This window comes from Pseudomonas marincola (assembly GCF_900682675.2).
Taxonomy (GTDB): Bacteria; Pseudomonadota; Gammaproteobacteria; order Pseudomonadales; family Pseudomonadaceae; genus Aquipseudomonas; species Aquipseudomonas marincola.
Map to the genome: position 1 here is coordinate 2,442,514 of NZ_LR215729.2, position 17,624 is coordinate 2,460,137.

Annotated in this window: 17 protein-coding genes; 10 read left to right on the forward strand and 7 right to left on the reverse strand. The window is 57.8% G+C overall.

Annotated features, from left to right (window positions below):
• Positions 1-27 precede the first annotated feature (27 nt).
• The 6 genes from tusD (at position 28) to PMYSY11_RS11385 (ending at position 3,478) form a co-directional block, all read left to right on the forward strand.
• The gene (gene tusD, locus PMYSY11_RS11360) at positions 28-420 is read left to right on the forward strand and encodes a sulfurtransferase complex subunit TusD (RefSeq protein ID WP_069900288.1); all 393 of its coding nucleotides are present in this window, start codon (positions 28-30) and stop codon (positions 418-420) included.
• Between the two features lies 1 nt (position 421).
• Positions 422-775, forward strand: a complete 354-nt coding sequence (gene tusC, locus PMYSY11_RS11365; RefSeq protein WP_150549250.1) for a sulfurtransferase complex subunit TusC — start codon at positions 422-424, stop codon at positions 773-775.
• Positions 775-1,074, forward strand: a complete 300-nt coding sequence (tusB, locus tag PMYSY11_RS11370; RefSeq protein WP_069900286.1) for a sulfurtransferase complex subunit TusB — start codon at positions 775-777, stop codon at positions 1,072-1,074. The genes tusC and tusB overlap by 1 nt, the downstream gene beginning before the upstream one ends.
• Positions 1,071-1,406: a TusE/DsrC/DsvC family sulfur relay protein gene (locus tag PMYSY11_RS11375; RefSeq protein WP_069900285.1), complete on the forward strand. Its 336-nt coding sequence runs from the start codon at positions 1,071-1,073 to the stop codon at positions 1,404-1,406. Before tusB ends, PMYSY11_RS11375 begins: the two co-directional genes overlap by 4 nt.
• A complete protein-coding gene (locus tag PMYSY11_RS11380; protein ID WP_150549251.1) occupies positions 1,403-2,386 on the forward strand; it encodes a glycosyl transferase family protein in 984 nt (327 codons plus the stop codon). Before PMYSY11_RS11375 ends, PMYSY11_RS11380 begins: the two co-directional genes overlap by 4 nt.
• Positions 2,387-2,476: 90 nt before the next feature.
• Positions 2,477-3,478 carry a glutathione S-transferase family protein gene (locus tag PMYSY11_RS11385; RefSeq protein ID WP_090511984.1) on the forward strand — a complete coding sequence of 334 codons (1,002 nt, stop codon included), beginning with the start codon at positions 2,477-2,479 and terminating at the stop codon, positions 3,476-3,478.
• Positions 3,479-3,497: 19 nt separating this feature from the next.
• Here the strand turns inward: PMYSY11_RS11385 and cysG are convergent, their stop codons facing one another.
• From cysG to ftsK, 6 genes are all read right to left on the reverse strand, one after another.
• Positions 3,498-4,892 (reverse strand): siroheme synthase CysG, encoded by a 1,395-nt coding sequence (cysG, locus tag PMYSY11_RS11390; protein ID WP_150549252.1) that lies wholly within the window; start codon positions 4,890-4,892, stop codon positions 3,498-3,500.
• A 75-nt stretch (positions 4,893-4,967) separates the two neighbouring features.
• Positions 4,968-6,248 (reverse strand): serine--tRNA ligase, encoded by a 1,281-nt coding sequence (serS, locus tag PMYSY11_RS11395; protein WP_069900281.1) that lies wholly within the window; start codon positions 6,246-6,248, stop codon positions 4,968-4,970.
• A 208-nt stretch (positions 6,249-6,456) separates the two neighbouring features.
• Positions 6,457-6,831: a fluoride efflux transporter CrcB gene (gene crcB, locus PMYSY11_RS11400; protein ID WP_069900280.1), complete on the reverse strand. Its 375-nt coding sequence runs from the start codon at positions 6,829-6,831 to the stop codon at positions 6,457-6,459.
• A complete protein-coding gene (locus PMYSY11_RS11405) occupies positions 6,831-8,153 on the reverse strand; it encodes a replication-associated recombination protein A (protein ID WP_150549253.1) in 1,323 nt (440 codons plus the stop codon). The genes crcB and PMYSY11_RS11405 overlap by 1 nt, the downstream gene beginning before the upstream one ends.
• A gap of 19 nt (positions 8,154-8,172) precedes the next feature.
• On the reverse strand, positions 8,173-8,796 hold the full coding sequence (gene lolA, locus PMYSY11_RS11410) for an outer membrane lipoprotein periplasmic chaperone LolA (RefSeq protein ID WP_069900278.1): 624 nt from the start codon (positions 8,794-8,796) through the stop codon (positions 8,173-8,175).
• Positions 8,797-8,827: 31 nt separating this feature from the next.
• On the reverse strand, positions 8,828-11,272 hold the full coding sequence (gene ftsK / locus PMYSY11_RS11415) for a DNA translocase FtsK (RefSeq protein WP_172970687.1): 2,445 nt from the start codon (positions 11,270-11,272) through the stop codon (positions 8,828-8,830).
• Positions 11,273-11,502: 230 nt separating this feature from the next.
• On the opposite strand from ftsK, the gene trxB reads away from it, so the two are divergent.
• The 4 genes from trxB (at position 11,503) to infA (ending at position 14,275) form a co-directional block, all read left to right on the forward strand.
• Positions 11,503-12,453 (forward strand): thioredoxin-disulfide reductase, encoded by a 951-nt coding sequence (gene trxB, locus PMYSY11_RS11420; RefSeq protein ID WP_090511998.1) that lies wholly within the window; start codon positions 11,503-11,505, stop codon positions 12,451-12,453.
• 58 nt (positions 12,454-12,511) lie between these two features.
• On the forward strand, positions 12,512-13,192 hold the full coding sequence (aat, locus tag PMYSY11_RS11425) for a leucyl/phenylalanyl-tRNA--protein transferase (RefSeq protein WP_150549254.1): 681 nt from the start codon (positions 12,512-12,514) through the stop codon (positions 13,190-13,192).
• A gap of 56 nt (positions 13,193-13,248) precedes the next feature.
• On the forward strand, positions 13,249-13,956 hold the full coding sequence (locus tag PMYSY11_RS11430; RefSeq protein WP_150549255.1) for an arginyltransferase: 708 nt from the start codon (positions 13,249-13,251) through the stop codon (positions 13,954-13,956).
• Between the two features lie 100 nt (positions 13,957-14,056).
• On the forward strand, positions 14,057-14,275 hold the full coding sequence (gene infA, locus PMYSY11_RS11435) for a translation initiation factor IF-1 (RefSeq protein ID WP_002553999.1): 219 nt from the start codon (positions 14,057-14,059) through the stop codon (positions 14,273-14,275).
• Positions 14,276-15,337: 1,062 nt separating this feature from the next.
• Here infA and clpA read toward each other — a convergent pair.
• Positions 15,338-17,608, reverse strand: a complete 2,271-nt coding sequence (gene clpA / locus PMYSY11_RS11440; RefSeq protein WP_069900274.1) for an ATP-dependent Clp protease ATP-binding subunit ClpA — start codon at positions 17,606-17,608, stop codon at positions 15,338-15,340.
• Between the last annotated feature and the right edge of the window lie 16 nt (positions 17,609-17,624).

The following is a 17,624-nucleotide window of genomic DNA, read 5'->3' on the forward strand; positions in this document are numbered from 1 at the left end:
CGCATGGATTGTTTGACTGGCCAGACCATGAAATTTGCCATTGCCCTGTTCTCCCCGCCCCACTCACCGTCCTCCCGGCGCGCGTTACGCTTTGCCCAGGCGGCGCTGAGTAGCGGCCATGAAATTGTCCGACTGTTCTTCTATCAGGATGGCGTGCACAGCGCCTCAAGCAGCGTTGTCAGCAACCAGGATGAACTGGATGTCGCCGCGCAATGGCGCGAGCTGCTAACAGCGCATCAGCTTGATGGCGTTGTTTGCATCGCCGCAGCCCTGCGCCGCGGCGTGCTCAATGCGGAAGAAGCCGAGCGTTATGCCCGCAACGCCGCCAGCCTTGAAGCGCCGTGGGAGCTTTCTGGCTTGGGGCAATTGCACGAAGCCAGCCAAATGGCTGACCGACTCGTCTGCTTTGGGGGCAACTGATATGGCCAAGTCTCTACTTATTATCAGCCGCCAGGCCCCTTGGGCTGGACCAGGCGCGCGCGAAGCGCTGGATATCGCACTGGCTGGCGGCGCGTTTGATTTGCCCATCGGCATGCTGTTTCTTGATGACGGCGTGTTTCAACTTGCGCCCGGCCAGCAACCGCAGAGCCTTGAGCAAAAGGACCTGAGTGCCAACCTGCAAGCCTTGCCGATGTTTGGTGTAGACGAGCTGTTTGCCTCGCAGCACTGCCTCGATCAGCGCGGAATCCGCCAGCTCACTCTTCCAGCTGTGTGTGTTGGCGACGCCGAGATCAGCGCATTGATAGACCGCTATGAACAGGTGATAACCCTCTAATGGCCACCTTACATGTGTTATCCCACTCGCCTTTTACCGACAGCCGCCTGAGCAGCTGTCTGCGTATTATTGGCCCTGATGATGGCGTATTGCTTTGCGGTGACGCCGTCTATGCCTTGCAACAAGACAGCGCCCTACAGCAGACGCTGGAGCGGATGCCCGACTCAATCGGTCTGTATGCCCTGCAGGAAGACTTGCAGGCCCGCAACATCGATGCAGGCAAGCGAGCCAACGCCATCGATTATCCAGAGTTTGTCGAACTCAGCTGCCGCTTTGCCAAGGTTAATAGTTGGCTATGAGTGAACTGCAGATCGACCAGCAGCGTATCGCTCTGGACAAAGACGGTTACCTGATCAACCTGGCAGACTGGTCGCAGGCCGTGGCCGAGGCGCTGGCCGAACGCGAGCAATTGACTCTGAGCCCTGAGCACTGGGAAATCCTGCATTTGCTGCGCGATTTCTATGCCGAGTTCCAGCTGTCGCCAGCTAATCGCCCGCTTATCAAGTACACCGCACTGAAACTCGGCCCGGAAAAAGGCAACAGCCTGCACCTCAATCGACTGTTCAATGGCACACCTGCCAAACTCGCTGCCAAGTTGGCGGGCCTACCCAAACCGACGAATTGCCTATGATCCTGCAAACTCCAGCTGAACACCCCTTCGCTCAATTCGTGCGGATTCTTGGCAAGGGCAAGCGCGGCGCACGCAACCTGACGCGCAGCGAAGCTCGTGAAGCGATGGGCATGCTGCTCGACGACCAAGTCGAAGACACCCAACTGGGTGCGTTCCTGATGTTGTTGCGACACAAGGAAGAAAGCAGCGAGGAGATGGCAGGCTTCGCCGAAGCCGTGCGCGAGCGACTGCAAACACCTGCGATCGCGGTCGACATTGACTGGCCGACCTACGCCGGTAAAAAGCGCCATATGCCGTGGTATTTGCTGGCCGCTAAAGCCTTGGCCAACAGTGGCGTGCGGATTTTGCTGCACGGCGGCGGCGCGCACACCGCCGGACGCATGTATGCGGAGCAATTGCTTGGCAATCTGGAAATCCCCCTGTGCCGCGACTGGGCTCACGTCGAGGCCGCGCTGGATGAACAGCACCTGGCGTTCATTCCGCTTGGCGACTGGATGCCGGCATTGCAGAAGATGATCGACCTGCGCAATACGTTGGGCTTGCGCTCGCCGATCCACTCATTAACCCGCATTCTCAACCCGCTGTCGGCGCGCTGCGGCCTGCAAAGCATCTTTCACCCTGGCTATCAGGCCGTGCATCGCGAAGCCAGCCAATTGCTGGGCGATCATGCCATCGTCATCAAGGGCGAAGGCGGTGAAATCGAGATCAATCCAGACGCCAGCAGCCATTTGTATGGCACCACCAATGGCGAGAACTGGGACGAAGAATGGCCGCCATTATCTGCGCAGCGCCATGTAAAGCCCGAGTCCCTGCAAGTTGAGCATATGCTCAACGTCTGGTCTGGCGAGGTCACAGACAACTACGCGAATCTGGCCATTGTCAGCACCATGGCGCTGGCATTGCGTGGCCTTGGCATGAGCCGCAGCGATGCCTTTAGTGAGGCGCAGAAACGCTGGGATGCGCGCGTCATATCTAAGTAGGCGATATTTAAAGGCAGATATTTGCAACCATCCATCGATGAACTTTGGTTAAGCTGACTGTAAATCAAGTCACAACGCAGAGGCTCGCTGATGGGATTGCTGATTGAAGGCCAATGGCACGATAAATGGTACGACACTAAAGGTGACGGCCGCTTCCAGCGTGAAAGTGCCAAACGTCGCAACTGGATTACCGCCAACGGTGAAGCCGGCCCGAGCGGCGAAAGTGGTTTCGCCGCTGAAGCCGGTCGCTACCATTTGTACGTTTGTCTCGCCTGCCCCTGGGCGCATCGCACCCTGATCATGCGCCAACTCAAAGGCCTTGAATCACTGATCGACGTTTCGACCGTGAGCTGGCTGATGCGTGAGAATGGCTGGACCTTTGACCGCGAAACCGGCTCAAGCGGTGACGCACTGGACGACCTGAGTTTTCTGCATCAGCGTTACACCGCAGACGACCCTAACTACAGCGGACGCGTGACCGTGCCGTTGCTGTGGGACAAGCAGCAACAGCGCATCGTCAGCAATGAGTCTGCTGAAATCATCCGCATGTTCAACAGCGCCTTCAATGGGCTGACGGGCAACACGCTGGACTTCTACCCATCGGCCTTACAGGACGAGATCGACGCACTCAACGAGCGCATCTATCCGGCAATCAACAACGGTGTTTACCGCGCAGGTTTTGCTACCACGCAAGACGCTTACGAAGAAGCCTTCGATGAGTTGTTTGCCGAACTTGATGCGGTAGAAGCGCTGCTCGAAACGCGGCGCTATCTGACCGGCGAATACCTGACCGAAGCGGATATCCGCCTGTTCACGACCATTGTGCGCTTTGATGCGGTCTATTACGGCCACTTCAAATGCAACCTGCGCCGGATTGAGGATTATCCGAATCTGTCGAATTGGTTGCGGGAATTGTATCAATGGCCCGGTATTGCCCAGACCGTGAACCTTGAGCACATCAAGAATCACTACTACGCCAGCCACGCGACAATCAACCCGACAGGGATTGTTCCCAAAGGGCCCGCGCTTAATTTACAGCGCGAGCACAATCGCGATCGGCTTAACGGCAAAGGCATTGTCGACGCAGGCTAAAGCTTGTAGCTGAAGGCGCTCAAACCTCGGCTTGCGCGCCTTCAAACCATGCCAGTTTTTCGCGCAACTGCACCACTTCACCGATGATCACCAAGGTTGGCGCATGCACTTCATGCTCAGCCACCAATGCCGGCAAATCGGCGAGCGTGCCGGTGAATACGCGCTGGGTCTGGGTGGTGCCTTGCTGGATCAACGCTGCCGGCGTCGAAGCCGCACGACCATGCGCGATCAGTTCCTGGCAAATAACCGGCAAGCCCACCAGCCCCATGTAGAACACCAGCGTCTGGCTGGGCGCACTGAGTTCGCGCCACGGCAAATCACAGCTGCCATTTTTCAGGTGTCCGGTGACGAACCGCACGGACTGCGCATAATCGCGATGAGTCAGTGGAATGCCCGCATAAGCGGCACAACCGCTGGCCGCCGTAATGCCCGGTACGACCTGAAAAGGAATGCCGTGCGCGGCCAGCTCTTCAATTTCTTCGCCGCCACGGCCGAAAATAAACGGATCGCCGCCCTTGAGCCGCAGCACCCTTTTACCTTCCTTGGCCAACGCGACCAGCCGCTGATTGATTTGATCCTGCGGCACTGCATGGTCTGCGCGCTGCTTACCGACATAAATGCGCTCGGCGTCGCGGCGGCACAACTCGATAATGGCCGGCGCGACCAAACGGTCGTACAGCACCACATCAGCCTGCTGCATCAGGCGCAAGGCGCGGAATGTCAGTAAGTCCGGATCACCCGGCCCTGCCCCAACCAGATACACCTCACCGAGCATACGCGGCGCAGCGCCGGCGATTTTCTCAGCTAGCAGGCGCTTGCCCTCGTCCAGTTTGCCAGCAAAAACACTCTCGGCAACCTGACCCTGAAAAACATCTTCCCAAAACACCCGGCGCTGCTGAACGTTAGGGAAAAGGCTTTTGACTTGCGCACGAAACTGCTTGGCAAGCCCGGCTAAATGGCCGTAGGTAGCAGGAATCCAGGTCTCGATCTTGGCACGCATCAGCCGCGCCAGAACCGGCGCGTCGCCGCCGCTGGACACCGCCACAATCAACGGTGAGCGATCGACAATCGCCGGGAAGATAACGCTGCAAAGCTTGGGCGCGTCGACCACATTAACCGGAACGCCGCGTGCCTGAGCCTGCTCTGAGATTTGCTGATTCAGCGGCTCGTCATCCGTTGCTGCGATGACCAACACCACACCTTCAAGATCATCTGCCTGATAGCCGCGCAAACGCAGCTCACCGTGCACAGACTCAAGCATCTGGCGCATGTCGTCACGAATGGTCAGGGTGACCACGCGCAGCGTTGCACCGGCATCCGCCAGCAGGCGCGCCTTGCGCAGGGCAACTTCACCCCCGCCAACCACCAGAACCGTGCGGCCCTGTAACTTGTGAAACAGCGGGAGATATTCCATTACAGCCTCGGCGCAATACAGGTAAACAGCGGCAAAACTGAAGCGCTTCGCCGCTGCAAACGATCAGGTGGGCAATTAACCGATTACTTCGATACCGCCCATGTAAGGCTTGAGCACTTCCGGTACACGGATCGAACCATCGGCCTGCTGATAGTTTTCCAGTACCGCAACCAGCGTACGGCCTACTGCCAGACCGGAACCGTTGAGGGTATGCACCAGTTCCGGCTTGCCCGTTTCTGGGTTACGGAAACGTGCTTGCATACGGCGCGCCTGGAAGTCGCCACAGTTGGAGCACGAAGAAATTTCGCGGTATTTGTCCTGGCTGGGTACCCAAACTTCGATGTCGAAGGTCTTGGTGGCGCTAAAGCCCATGTCCCCTGTGCACAGCGACAGCAGGCGATACGGCAGTTCGAGCAATTGCAGAACTTTTTCGGCATGGCCGGTCAGCTCTTCAAGCGCCTGATACGAGGTGGCCGGATCGACGATCTGGACCATTTCGACTTTGTCGAACTGATGCTGGCGAATCATGCCGCGAGTGTCGCGACCCGATGCACCGGCTTCACTGCGGAAACAAGGCGTGTGCGCCACGAACTTGATCGGCAGTTGCTTGGCATCGAGAATTTCACCGGCGACGATGTTGGTCAGCGACACTTCAGCCGTCGGAATCAGGTAGAAGTCAGCTTCGCCTTCGCGGCTGATCTTGAACAGGTCTTCTTCAAACTTCGGCAACTGTCCGGTGCCTTGAAGAGCAGGCGCTTGCACCAGATAAGGCGTGTAGGCTTCTTCATAGCCGTGCTCGCCAGTGTGCAGGTTGACCATGAACTGTGCGAGCGCGCGATGCAGGCGCGCAATCGGGCCGCGCAACAGGGCAAAACGTGCGCCAGAAAGCTTGGCGGCGGTTTCAAAGTCGAGCCAGCCGTGCTGTTCGCCCAGCGCTACGTGATCCTGAATCGGGAAATCAAAAGTCTTGGGCGTGCCCCAGCGACGCACTTCAACGTTGTCGTCTTCGTCGGCGCCAACCGGCACGGATTCGTGCGGCACGTTTGGCAGGTTGAGCATCAGCGCATCGAGCTCGGCCTGAATCGCGTCAAGTTCACGCTTGCCCGCTTCAAGTTCGCTGCCCATGCGATCCACGTCTGCCAACAAGGGTGCAATGTCTTCGCCGCGCTGCTTGGCCTGACCAATCGACTTGGAGCGACTGTTGCGCTCGGCCTGCAGTTGTTCAGTGCGGGTTTGCACATCTTTACGCTGTGATTCAAGGGCTTCGAAACGCGCTACATCGAGGGTGAAGCCACGTGTGGCGAGGCGTTGAGCGATTTCTTGAATTTCGGTGCGCACCAGTTTGGCGTCGAGCATGGTGATTTCTCAATACAAAGGTGTGAATTGCATGGCAAAGCCATGGTACAGAATGCGGACAAGTTTAAGGGTTCGCGGCGCTCAGCGCTAAGCATGTGCCGAAAAAAATGCCTGAATGAGCAAATATACCCAGCAAATTGCAGCTAATCCGCGTTACAGCGCGCTTTTACAGCGTTAGGCCAGCGCCGAACAAGACGCGGATCCGTGATTACATTCGCGCCAGGCCAAGGCCGGCCCACGCGGCGAACAATCCACCTGCCAGGCTTGCGATGAAATAACCCATGGCCATCGCGGTTTGACCGCCCTCAATCAGGCGCAGGGTTTCCAGGCTGAACGACGAGAATGTAGTCAGGCCGCCGAGCAAGCCAACGGTAATACCGGTGCGCAGCTCAAGCGGAATATCGGTTCGCGTAAGAAACAAGCCGCTGAACAGTCCGATCAGAAAACAACCGATCAGATTGACGCTCAAGGTGGCCATAAAAAAGTGCCGGGGCCAATTTGCCGCGACGAAGTAACTGGCGAGAAAGCGCAAGACACTGCCCACTGCTCCGCCAAAAGCGACCGCCGCCATGATCTTGATCATTAGCCTCTCCGTTTGCGTGGGCTGGCCGCATCCTGCGCCGCCAAGTGCGCGAGCTTGTCGCGTATTTTAAGCTCCAGGCCGCGTGGTACTGGCTGGTAATACTGACGGGGTTCGAGGGCCTCGGGGAAATAATCCTCACCCGCCGCATAGGCGTCTGGCTCATCATGGGCATAGCGGTATTCATCGCCATAACCCAGCTGCTTCATCAGTTTGGTTGGGGCGTTGCGCAAGTGCAGCGGGACTTCCAGCGAGCCGCTTTCGGCCACATCACGCATGGCACTCTTGAAGCCCATATACACCGCATTGCTCTTGGGTGCGCACGCAAGGTAGGTGATGGCTTGTGCCACCGCCAACTCACCTTCCGGGCTGCCGAGGCGCTCCTGAACATCCCAAGCCGCCAGGCACAGACTCAACGCGCGGGGATCGGCATTGCCGATATCCTCACTGGCCATGCGCACCACGCGGCGGGCGATGTACAGCGGATCACAGCCGCCGTCGAGCATACGCGCAAACCAATACAACGCGCCGTCTGGATTAGAGCCGCGTACAGACTTATGCAGCGCAGATATCTGGTCATAAAAGGCTTCGCCGCCTTTGTCGAACCGCCGCTGCGTGTCACCGAGCAAATTTTGCAGCAGTTCGACTGAAATGGCCGAGTCGTCTTCAGCCAGATCGGCGGCGTTTTCCAGAAAATTAAGCATGCGCCGGCCATCGCCATCAGCGGCAGCCATCAGCACTTTGAAGCTGTCATCCGGCACCGTCAGTTTGCGCTCGGCAAGGCCACGCGGATCATTCAGGGCGCGGTCAACCAGCTTGCGCAGGGCGGCTTCATCGAGGCTTTTGAGCACGTAAACCCGCGCCCGCGAAAGCAGTGCGTTGTTCAATTCGAACGAGGGGTTTTCGGTTGTGGCGCCAATGAATATCAGCGTGCCGTCTTCAACATAGGGCAGGAAGGCATCTTGCTGGGACTTGTTGAAGCGATGCACTTCATCGACAAAAAGGATAGTCTTGCGGCCATATTGCGCGGCGTGCTGCTGCGCGACCTCAACCGCCTGACGGATTTCCTTGACCCCTGAGAGTACCGCAGAGATCGTTTCAAAGTGCGCGTCGGAGACTTTCGCCAGCAGCCGCGCCAGGGTGGTTTTACCCACGCCAGGCGGCCCCCAGAATATCATCGAGTGCAGAGCGCCCTGCTCCAGCGCTTCACGCAGCGGTTTGCCGCGTGCCAGCAAATGTTCCTGACCGACATACTCATCCAAGCTTGCTGCCCGCAAACGAGCGGCAAGCGGTTGAGCGACTGTGGTCTTGCGAAACAAATCCATGGATCTGGGCTACAACCTCTTACTCTTGGATGACATCCGCGCCAGGCGGAATCTCGAAGTTGAACTCGCTGTCATTGATCGGCGGATTCATCTTCACGCCCAGAAACAGAATATTGGTGCGCTGACCAATGCTGTCGACCAGCTGCATGTCGTTAAGCACTTTGTCGCGGAACGACAGGCGCAGGTTATCGAACAGGCTGTCCTTGGCTTTTGGCTTCAGGGTGAAATCGACAACGTTACCCGCCTCTTTCGAGGTGATATCGAAGTTCTCGCTGATCTTCGACACATCACCCGACAACAACAATGCAGGCGTGTGCGTCAGGCGCTGATCGAGCGTCTGAATGGTCACTTGTTCAAGATCCGGGTCGTATAGCCAAACCTTGGTGCCGTTAGATACCAGCAACTGCTCTTGCGGCGCATCGGTGTGCCAGCGGAACAGCCCCGGGCGTTTCAGCGACAACTCGCCTGCGGTTTCCTGCAACTGAGTGCCGCCACCGTCGAGGGTCAGCTGGGAAAAACGCGCGGAAATGGTTTGAGCCTGATTGAGCAACTGGGTCAGGCGCTGCACCGAGGCGTCGTCGGCCATGGCCGACAAACTGCAAAGGCTTACTGCAGAAAGCAACAGCGTGCGAATCAAGCGCATGGAACTCCTCATTCTTGAGTCCGGTAAAGGGTTAGTCACGGACCGGCGACGGTGCGATAACTTCACGTGAGCCATTGGTGCTCATGGAGGTTACGACACCGGCCATCTCCATTGATTCGATCATCCGCGCAGCGCGGTTGTAACCAATCTTGAGCTTGCGTTGCACGGCCGAGATTGAGGCGCGACGGCTTTCGGTGACAAAACGCACGGCTTCGTCATAAAGCGGGTCATCTTCACTGTTGTCGCCATCTTCCCCGCTGCCGCCTTCGCCGCTCGGGCCACCCTCTTCAACACCGGCGAGAATCTCTTCGATGTAATCCGGCGCGCCGCGCAATTTCCATGCCTCGACCACGCGGTGAACCTCGTCGTCGGAGACGAACGCGCCGTGTACGCGAATCGGCAAACCCGTGCCGGGCGGGAGATACAGCATGTCACCGTGGCCAAGCAATTGCTCGGCGCCGCCTTGGTCGAGAATGGTCCGCGAGTCGATCTTGCTCGACACCTGGAACGCCATACGCGTTGGGATGTTGGCCTTGATCAGACCGGTAATAACGTCAACCGAAGGACGCTGGGTTGCCAGAATCAGGTGAATACCGGCGGCACGCGCCTTCTGGGCGATACGCGCGATCAGCTCTTCAACCTTCTTGCCGACGATCATCATCATGTCGGCAAATTCGTCGACCACCACCACGATGGTCGGCAGGGTTTTCAGCAGCGGCGCTTCGTCATCCATGCTCTGGCGACGATACAGCGGGTCTGTCAGCGGCGTACCGGCTTCGATGCCGTCCTTGACCTTGCGGTTGAAGCCGGCAAGGTTGCGCACGCCCATGGCTGCCATCAGTTTGTAGCGACGCTCCATCTCGGCAACGCTCCAACGCAGGGCGTTGGCCGCTTCCTTCATGTCGGTCACAACCGGGCACAGCAGGTGCGGAATGCCTTCGTAGATCGACAATTCAAGCATTTTCGGGTCGATCATGATCAGTCGCGCATCTTCAGGCTGCGACTTGAACAGGATCGACAGGATCATGGCGTTAACGCCAACCGACTTACCGGAACCGGTTGTACCGGCCACCAGCAAGTGCGGCATTTTCGCCAGATCGGTAATAACCGGACGACCGCCAATGTCGTGCCCCAACGCCAGGGTTACGGGCGATTTGAAGTCGTCGTATTCAGGTGACGACAGCACTTCGGAGAACCGCACAATCTGCCGGTCTTCGTTAGGGATCTCGATGCCGACTGTGGTTTTGCCCGGAATGACTTCAACCACCCGCACGCTGATCACGGCGATGGAACGCGCAAGGTCTTTGGCCAGATTGGAAATACGGCTGACCTTGACCCCGGCAGCAGGCTGGATCTCGAAACGGGTAATAACCGGGCCCGGGTGCACCGACTCAACGATGACCTCGACGCCGAACTCCTTAAGTTTGACCTCAAGCAAACGCGACATGGCCTCAAGCGACTCCGGCGAGAATTGCTTCTGCTTCTTCTCGGCGACATCAAGAATGGAGATGGGCGGCAACGTCCCTTCAATCGCCGAATCAACGAACAGCGGCGCTTGCTTCTCTTTCTGTACGCGTTGGCTCGGCTCGGTTGGCTTGGGCATGGTATCCAGCGGCGTGATAATCGGCGCTTTACGCGCATCGCCACTGGCAGCCGGTTTACTCACTGGCTGAGCAGTCGATTCCGGCAGACGGATCTCAGGGCTGCGGGCCGCAGGCGCCGGCTCTTTGGCCATGATTGGCTCACGACGTTCCTGGGCGATAGCCGCTTTGGGCTTGGCGGGCGCAACAGGCTCGTCTACCTCACGCAGCTGGGCGATCATCTGCTTGCGCTCGCTGCGCGCGTCCCACCAGCGGGTCACGGCGTTTTGCAGCAATTCGATCAGGTCGAGGGTGATCTTGCCGGTAATGTCCATAACCTTGAACCAGGACAAATCGGTGAACACCGTCAAACCAAACAGAAACAGCGAAATCAGCAAGAGCGTGCTGCCCTGCACGTTCAGGCCATCGACGGCCATCACACCGAGTGTTTCACCCAGCGCGCCGCCAGCTGAAGCTGGCATGCTTTGCGACGCAGGAAAATGAATGTAGGCCAGTGCAGAGCCGGCGAACACCAGGAAAATCAGGCCGATCAAACGCCACGAAAACAACCAGCCGCTCCACTGCCAGGGCTGGTGGCGGGCACGGAAAACCTGCCACGCTTTGACGCCGAGCAATAACGGGAACAGATACGCGAAGTAACCTATTGCCATAAACAGAATATCGGCAAACCAGGCCCCCGCACGGCCGGCAGCGTTGTGCACTTGTTGCACGTTGCTGGTATGCGTCCAGCCCGGATCGGCCGAATCATAGGTGAGCAGCGCCATCCACATGTAGAGGCAGAGAGCACCGAGCGCAATCAATGCCCCTTCCTTGAGACGGGAAGGCAGCTGTTGACGCCAGAGAGGGGCTTGGACTGTAGGGCTAGATTTCTTCAAAACGCATTTGTTCCTGCACCAGAGGCGCCGATTGATCAATTAACGACAAATGTAATGCCGGGGACTATTGTACGGGTTTGCGAGCGTGATGCCATGAACAAAGGGTACATGGAGATTACGCGCAACGTGCCATAGCAAAGGCCTTCGGTGTAGCATAACTACCAACATCTTCTGTGCTGCTTAATTTGAGCATGCATTTTCTTTTGTGACAAAGGCTTATGAGGTCTTTTATGAGTGAAGTCAAACATTCGCGCCTGATCATCCTCGGTTCGGGCCCTGCTGGTTACAGCGCCGCTGTTTACGCTGCCCGTGCCAACCTCAAACCCACCATCATCACCGGTATTCAACCCGGCGGCCAATTGACCACCACCACCGAAGTCGACAACTGGCCGGGCGATGTTGAAGGCCTGACCGGGCCGGCTTTGATGGAGCGCATGCAAAAGCACGCCGAGCGCTTTGAAACCGAGATCATCTACGACCACATCAACACCGCAGAGTTGCAGCAGCGCCCATTCGTCCTCAAGGGCGACAGCGGCACCTACACTTGCGACGCACTGATCATCGCCACAGGCGCCAGCGCGCAGTACCTGGGCCTGCCGTCTGAAGAAGCGTTCTCGGGCAAAGGCGTCTCGGCTTGCGCAACCTGCGATGGATTCTTCTACCGCAATCAGGTTGTAGCGGTAATCGGCGGCGGCAACACGGCCGTTGAAGAAGCCCTTTACCTGTCCAATATCGCCAAGGAAGTGCATCTCGTCCACCGCCGCGACAAACTGCGTTCCGAGAAGATCCTTCAGGACAAGCTGTTCGACAAGGCCGCTAACGGCAACATGCGCATTCACTGGAACACCACACTCGAAGAAGTGCTGGGCGATGCCACTGGTGTAACCGGCGCACGTCTGAAGAGCACCGAAACCGGTGAAACCCAGGATCTGCCGCTGGCCGGCGTGTTCATTGCCATCGGCCACAAGCCGAACACCGACCTGTTCCAGGGCCAACTGGAAATGCGTGATGGCTACCTGCTGATCCAGGGCGGCAACGAAGGCAACGCCACCGCCACCAGCATCGAAGGTGTATTTGCCGCTGGCGACGTGGCTGACCACGTATACCGCCAGGCCATTACCTCGGCTGGCGCTGGCTGCATGGCCGCACTTGATGTCGAGAAGTTCCTCGACGACAACTGATCGAGCAACCCCGCAGGCGCACGACAAACGTGCGCCCTGCCCTCTTCTGGAAAACTAGATGCTGACCTGGCTACAACGTGACTCATTAAGTTTTCCACCGCTTAACAAAGCCCTGCGTGAACCCGACGGCCTGCTGGCCGCTGGCGGCGACCTGAGCCCCGAACGCCTGATTGCCGCGTATCGACATGGCTGTTTTCCCTGGTATCAGGATGGCCAGCCCCTGCTGTGGTGGTCGCCTGATCCGCGCATGGTACTAATCCCCGAAGAACTTCATGTTTCGCGCAGCCTGGCCAAGGTTATTCGCCAGGGCGTGTATCGCGTTACCTTTGATCAGGACTTCGCCAGCGTCATCCACGCTTGCTCGCAACCGCGCGCCTATGCCGATGGCACGTGGATCACCGACGCCATGCAACAGGCTTATATCGAACTGCATCGGCGCGGCTACGCCCATAGCGTTGAGGTTTGGCGTGACGATGAACTGGTTGGCGGCTTATACGGCCTGGCAATGGGCCAGCTGTTTTTTGGCGAGTCGATGTTCAGCCGCGCCGACAACGCCTCCAAAGTTGGCTTCGTGACGCTGGTGCAACACCTTCAGCAATGGGGTTTCGTCATGATTGACTGCCAGATGCACACGCAGCATTTGCAGAGCCTTGGCGCCCGCCCGATCAGCCGTGAACAATTTTCGCGTACGCTGCATACTCATCTCGAGCAGGCTGCAAACGCTCACTGGTCCGCCTAGTCGACTCGTTCAGCCTGACATACACTTGTTACCAAGGCTTAACCCGAGACACCGCCATGACCGAGCTGGCCAGATTGAAGTTTTACGCCACTCAGCCTCACGCCTGCAGTTACCTGCCAGATGAGCAGGCGACCACATTGTTCCTCGATCCGAGCCAGCCAATGGACGTCGAGGTGTACGCAGAGCTTTCTGAGATGGGCTTTCGCCGCAGCGGCGATCACCTGTATCGCCCGCACTGCCAAAATTGTGTGGCGTGCGTTCCGGCGCGTATTCCTGCTGAAACCTTTACCCCTAATCGCCAGCAACGCAAGATTCTCAAGCGCAACGAAGACATCGTTGTCACACCCGCGCGGCCGGTTTTCAACGAGGAGTACTACGCGCTGTACAGCCGCTATATCGAGCAGCGTCACGCCGACGGCGATATGTACCCGCCGAGTCGCGACCAATTCTCGACTTTTCTGGTGCGCTCACTTTCCTTCTCGCGCTTTTACGAATTCCGTAAAGACGGTCGTCTGGTGGCGATTGCCGTGACCGACGTGCTGCCAAACGGACTCTCAGCGGTTTATACGTTTTACGACCCAAGCGAGGAACGCCGCAGCCTTGGGCGCTTTGCGATCCTGTGGCAGATCAATCAGACTCAGCAATTAGGGCTGCATGCGCTGTACCTGGGTTATTGGATCAAAAACTGCAAAAAAATGAATTACAAGACTCAATACCGGCCCATTGAGCTGTTTATTAATCAACGCTGGATCACTCTTAACTGAGGAGACTGGCGAATCTGCCTATTTTCGGGCACAATGCACGCCGCTTTTGCCTGGAGCCAGTCGCACCGGGCCATTCATTGGATACCGAGGGCTTTACTGCATGTCGAAAGAAGACAGCTTCGAAATGGAAGGCACTGTCGTCGACACCCTGCCCAACACCATGTTTCGTGTGGAGTTGGAAAATGGGCACGTCGTAACCGCGCACATCTCCGGAAAGATGCGCAAGAACTACATCCGCATTCTTACTGGCGATAAAGTACGCGTTGAACTAACGCCTTATGACTTGAGCAAAGGCCGCATTACATACCGCGCGCGCTAAGCCAGTCACCAGTAAAAACGCCCGGCTTGCCGGGCGTTTTTGTGTGCGCGAGGAAAAGAACGGGCAGCCGGCGGCAGCCATGACGGTTTACCCTTCGGGTTAACCATCCTCCGTTTTCGTATAACCGCCGATTACATGCCGATTACATTCGGAGGATGGATAGCCAAGCCTCCCTCGGCAATCCGTCATGGACGCGCCAGCGTCCGCATTTGATCCACGTCTCACCCCCGACACAAAATTCCGATCAAAGCCGGGCAGCCGATGGCCGCCATGACGGTTTACCCTACGGGTTAACCATCCTCCGTTTTCGTATAACCGCCGATTACATGCCGATTACATTCGGAGGATGGATAGCCGAGCCTCCCTCGGCAATCCGTCATGGACGCGCCAGCGTCCGCACTTGATCCCCGCCCGCGCCTCGACACACAATTTCGATCAAAGCCGGGCAGCCAATGGCCGCCATGACGGTTTACCCTGCGGGTTAACCATCCTCCGTTTTCGTATAACCGCCGATCGCATGCCGATTACATGCCGATTACATTCGGAGGATGGATAGCCGAGCCTCTCTCGGCAATCCGTCATGGACGTGCCAGCGTCCGCATTTGATCCACGTCTCACCCCCGACACAAAATTCCGATCAAAACCGGGCAGCCGGTGGCCGCCATGACGGTTTACCCTTCGGGTTAACCATCCTCCGTTTTCGTATAACCGCCGATCGCATGCCGATTGCATGCCCATAACATTCGGAGGATGGATAGCCGAGCCTCTCTCGGCAATCCGTCATGGACGTGCCAGCGTCCGCATTTGATCCCCGACCCGCGCCTCGACACACAATTGCGATCAAAACCGGGCAGCCAATGGCCGCCATGACGGTTTACCCTGCGGGTTAACCATCCTCCGTTTTGGTATAACGTCCGATCGCATTGGGCGCCTGCAAATCGTACCCTCGATTTTCTTGGCACAATAAAAAACGCCCGGTGCATGCAACGGGCGTTAGATTCAAACTAATGATGAGCCTGTAACCGGCGCCCAACATCCGGCGCCGGTTACACAACCTGATTATCAGGCCATTTCGGCTGCGGTTTCGAACTCGAAGGTCAGTTCGCCATCGACCAGGTCGACATGCACCACGCCGCCATGCTCGGACAGCTCGCCAAACAGAATTTCTTCTGCCAGCGGACGCTTGATCTTGTCCTGGATCAAACGCGCCATCGGCCTGGCGCCCATCGTCACGTCATAGCCCTTCTCCGCCAGCCAGCCACGCGCCGCATCCGAAACATCGAGCTGTACGCGCTTGTCCTCAAGTTGAGCCTGCAGCTCGGTAAGGAACTTGTCGATGATGCTCTTGATGACTTCAGTGCTGAGGCGGCCAAACTGGATAATGGTATCCAGACGGTTACGGAACTCCGGCGTGAAGCTCTTCTTGATGACTTCCATGGCATCGGTCGAGTGATCCTGATGAGTAAAACCAATCGATGCCCGCGCTGCTGTTTCCGCGCCGGCATTGGTGGTCATGATCAGGATGACATTACGGAAATCCGCCTTGCGACCGTTGTTGTCGGTAAGCGTGCCGTGGTCCATCACCTGCAACAGCAGGTTGAAGACTTCCGGGTGCGCCTTTTCGATCTCATCAAGCAGCAACACGCAGTGCGGCGTCTTGGTGATGGCTTCGGTGAGCAGTCCGCCCTGATCGAAACCCACATAGCCAGGCGGCGCACCAATCAGCCGTGAAACCGTATGGCGTTCCATGTATTCCGACATATCGAAGCGAATCAGCTCGACACCCAGCGACTTCGACAACTGCCGCGCCGCCTCGGTCTTGCCGACACCTGTTGGCCCGGCAAACAGGAACGAACCCACTGGCTTGTCCGGCGCCTTGAGGCCCGCACGTGACAGCTTGATCGCGGTAGACAGCGACTCGATGGCTGCATCCTGACCAAATACCGTCAGCTTGAGGTCGCGCTCAAGGTTGCGCAGAAGCTCTTTGTCGGAGCTGCTGACATGCTTAGGCGGAATACGCGCAATTTTCGCAACAATGTCTTCAACCTGCGCCACATCGATACGTTTGACGCGCTTATCGACGGGTTGCAGACGCTGGAATGCGCCCGCCTCGTCAATCACGTCGATGGCTTTGTCAGGCATGTGACGGTCATTGATATAACGCGCTGCAAGCTCAGCCGCTGCGCGCAACGCCTCATCGCTGTACTCGATACTGTGATGCTGCTCAAAGCGCCCCTTGAGGCCTCTGAGAATGCTGATGGTATCTTCAACCGAGGGCTCGACGACATCGACCTTCTGGAAGCGACGGGCAAGCGCCCTGTCCTTCTCGAAGATGCCACGAAATTCCTGGAAGGTGGTCGAGCCAATGCAGCGAATCTCGCCAGACGAAAGCATCGGCTTGAGCAGGTTGGACGCATCCATCACCCCGCCCGACGCGGCTCCGGCACCAATGATGGTGTGGATTTCGTCGATGAACAGGATCGCATGCGGGCGCTTGCGCAACTCGTTGAGCAAGGCCTTCAGGCGCTTCTCGAAGTCGCCACGGTATTTGGTGCCCGCCAGCAACGCGCCCAGATCCAGCGAGTAGACCACGCTGTCTGCAAGCAAGTCCGGCACCATGCCGTCGACAATACGCTTGGCCAGACCCTCGGCGATTGCGGTCTTGCCCACTCCGGCCTCACCGACCAGCAGCGGATTATTTTTGCGCCGGCGCGCCAGAATCTGCGCGACACGCTCGACTTCGGACTCGCGACCGACCAGCGGATCAATCCGCCCCTGACGCGCCGCCTCGTTGAGGTTGCTGGCGTAGGAGTCGAGCGGATTACCCGACATAGGCGAATCGCCTGCGTCTTCGTCCTGCATCTCCTGTTCGCTCTCGCTGTGCTCGCCATGGCCCGGCACCTTGGAGATGCCATGGGCGATGAAGTTGACCACATCGATGCGGGCAACGCTCTGCTGCTTGAGCAGGAACACGGCCTGGCTCTCTTGCTCGCTGAAAATGGCGACCAACACATTGGCGCCCGTGACTTCGCGCTTGCCAGAGCTTTGTACGTGGAATACCGCGCGCTGCAAGACTCGCTGAAACCCGAGCGTAGGCTGGGTTTCGCGTTCTTCATCATGGGCCGGAATAAGCGGAGTCGTGGAGTCGATAAACTCCAGCAGATCGTGACGCAGCTTGTCCAGGCTGGCACCACAGGCGCGCAGCACGCTGGCCGCCGCCTCGTTATCTAACAGGGCTAATAATAGATGCTCAACCGTCATGAATTCATGACGCTTGTTGCGGGCCTCTTTAAAGGCCAGGTTGAGGGTTACTTCGAGCTCTCGATTTAACATAGCTGCACCTCGTGCC